Source organism: Testudinibacter sp. 'clade 2', assembly GCF_006227735.1.
Classification (GTDB): domain Bacteria; phylum Pseudomonadota; class Gammaproteobacteria; order Enterobacterales; family Pasteurellaceae; genus Chelonobacter.
Genome location: NZ_VDHB01000108.1, coordinates 1 through 2,388, shown reverse-complemented (window position 1 = coordinate 2,388; position 2,388 = coordinate 1). Strand labels below are relative to the sequence as shown.

The following is a 2,388-nucleotide window of genomic DNA, read 5'->3' as shown; positions in this document are numbered from 1 at the left end:
GAGATCACCACACGGCGATTTGGACGAAGGCAATCACGCAACGCTTGTCCTTGTTCCGCGTCACACGCCACCACTTGATCCGCCTTGCCGTGTCCGACCGCGGTGACCGCACTTGCCGCAAATCCTTTCGAAACCAGATAGGCTTTCACCGCTTCGGCACGTCTTTGCGACAACACTTGATTGTAGCTGTCCGAACCTAAACGATCGGTATAGCCGTCAACTGTCAGCGCTTTGCTGCCACTCGCATTTAAACCACGCGCCACTTCGTCAATCACTGATTTGCCTTTGGCACTCAAGGTCGCCGAGTCAAAATCAAACAAGAAGTCGCCGGACAGTTCATACTGATTATTACAGCCGATTGGTTTCCAGAAGAATGATTGGGCATTCATGTCTTTGTCGAACAACACTTTGTATTGACAAATTTTATGCTCACCGTTTTGACGGTAGTTGAACACATAATCCCATTCACGCACCGCAAACAAGCCTTCGCTAAAGTGCGGTCTGCCGATCAGATAATACAGCTGATCTTTGTTCATGCCTTTTTCGATCATGCGCACGTTATCCCAGTTCGGCCAAATGCCATACTGCGAACCGCTGAAATTCACACCGGCATCTTCCACTTTCGGCCACACCGGCTGATCGGTCGTGCCATCAGATTTGACATCGCTCAAACGACAGCCCGCTAGTGCCATTACCACAGCCAGCGGCAATAAATATTTTGTCACTTTTTTCATTCAATATTCTCCACTTAATTATTGAGTGAGAACCGCACTTTTACCTATTAGGCAAAGTGCGGTCAGGTTTATTACCACTGATAACCAACACCAACGCCACCGCTGACATCGCCACGGCTGTTGTGTGCTGCATTCAATTTGATAATCACTTTTCCGTTGTCGGAAATGCGTGATACCCCTAATGCCACCGCATTTTGCGATTTATGCACACCACCGGCAACCGCCACCAGCGAATGACCTGGCAGATAGGCTTGCGGCAAGCTCGCCATCGCTGCTGCCGTTGCGCCGACGCCGTCAATATCTTTGGCTAAACCGTCAACACGATTGTTGATATTGTTAATCGCCTGATTGGTTGCATGCAACTGGCTACCATTAACCGCCTGTTTCGATGTTGCCGAAATTTCGCCGTCAGCAACGTTATTGATAGTTTGGTTGTTGGCATTGATACCATTGCTGTCAATATAGGTTGTATCACCCACTTTATAGCTGTTGGCGGTCACAGTGGTAAAGGTTGGCGTATCGCTGATTTTCACTTTGATATTGCCTTTACCATCAGACTCAGTCGAGATATTGTTGCCATCACCTTTAATATTAACTGTGCTACCCAACGTCGCTGCATATGCCGTGCCACTGTCTGCACCGAAGGTAATCGGTTTAATCACCTCTTTATTCAAGGCATTCAAGGCTGTGCCAACATCATTTGCTGTAGTGGTATTGCCATCGGTCTGTGTAATCACATAGCTTGGTGCCGTGACTTTACCGTCTTGGTCAACGGTTGAACCGCCGCCTAACGCATTGGCAACCGATTGCGCTGTGCCATGTAGCTGATTGCCGTTGATGGCGTCGGTTGAACCTGCGGCGACTTTACCATCAGCCACATTGGTGATCACCATTGGTTTTTCACTGACAATTTTCACTTTCGCCGGAGTTGCCGGCGTTAATGTAATGGTACCGTCAGCATTGGTTTGTGAACGGTAGAAGTTTCCACCAACATTGGTCAACGAATTTCCGTCTTGATCCACATACTCCATTGGTAAGCCAACCACATCGATTTCATAGCTATAGTTACCATTGGCATCTTTGCTGACTGCTGACGCTTTAGTGTTAGTACCGTGTTTCACTGTCACCGTTTCCCCAGAAACCGCACTTGGCGCTTGGGCAGGATTTTTCTCTGCATCGCCATCTGTTGCCAGCTTCCATTCCGTTCCCGCACCAGTACTACCGGTATCTCCTGTCGCACCGGTATCGCCGGTTGCGCCAGTGGCACCTGTGGCGCCAGTGGCACCTGTATCGCCTGTGGCGCCTGTGGCTCCGGTAGCACCTGTAGCGCCCGTATCTCCGGTAGCACCAGTTGCGCCTGTATCACCAGTTGCGCCTGTATCACCAGTTGCACCTGTATCACCAGTTGCACCTGTGGCTCCGGTAGCACCTGTAGCGCCCGTATCTCCGGTAGCACCAGTGGCTCCGGTAGCGCCCGTATCTCCGGTAGCGCCAGTTGCGCCAGTGGCACCAGTTGCGCCTGTGGCGCCTGTGGCTCCGGTAGCACCTGTGGCACCTGTAGCGCCCGTATCTCCGGTAGCACCTGTGGCTCCGGTAGCACCTGTGGCTCCAGTTGCGCCGGTGGCACCCGTATCACCAGTCGCACCCGTGGCTC

General features: G+C 51.5%; 3 protein-coding genes. All 3 read right to left on the bottom strand.

The features are described from left to right. Positions 1–734, bottom strand: a 734-nt coding sequence (locus tag FHQ30_RS08950; RefSeq protein WP_139612244.1) for an OmpA family protein, incomplete at its 3' end; no start/stop codon positions are given. Between the two features lie 71 nt (positions 735–805). Then, entirely contained in the window at positions 806–1,855 is a 1,050-nt protein-coding gene (locus FHQ30_RS08945) for a YadA-like family protein (RefSeq protein ID WP_267965308.1), read from the bottom strand. A gap of 2 nt (positions 1,856–1,857) precedes the next feature. Further along, the coding region (locus FHQ30_RS13455; protein ID WP_442805824.1) for a hypothetical protein at positions 1,858–2,388 on the bottom strand (531 nt) is incomplete at its 5' end.